Below are 336 nucleotides of genomic sequence, written 5' to 3' on the forward strand. Positions count from 1 at the left end.
GGGCATAGGCGCCGGCCACGGTCGCCAACCGCTCGATATGGACCGCAGCCGGGTCGCGGGCGCGCCGGGACACGGCCACCCCCGCGCCCCGCCACCGTCCCGTCAGGGCCACCACCGGGTCGCCGACGGTGGTGACCACCCCCAAACCGCCCCACGCGCCCACCCCCGCCCCACCACCCCCCGAGCGCAAGTCCCCTCCCCCCAAAACCCCCAAAAAAAAAACCCCGTCATAAGCCAACGCCCCAACAACCCAACCATTTACAAAACAAAAAACCCCCCGCCAAACCAAAAACCATACCCCCGAATGTTTACCAACTACAAAAAACAATAAAAAAA

General features: G+C 63.7%; 1 pseudogene. It reads right to left on the minus strand.

The features are described from left to right. A pseudogene (locus RCF13_RS09930) lies at window positions 1-208 on the minus strand (hypothetical protein); the annotation flags it as partial. Between the last annotated feature and the right edge of the window lie 128 nt (window positions 209-336).

It is taken from the genome of Stenotrophomonas maltophilia group sp. RNC7, assembly GCF_030910085.1.
GTDB classification, from domain to species: Bacteria; Pseudomonadota; Gammaproteobacteria; order Xanthomonadales; family Xanthomonadaceae; genus Stenotrophomonas; species Stenotrophomonas sepilia.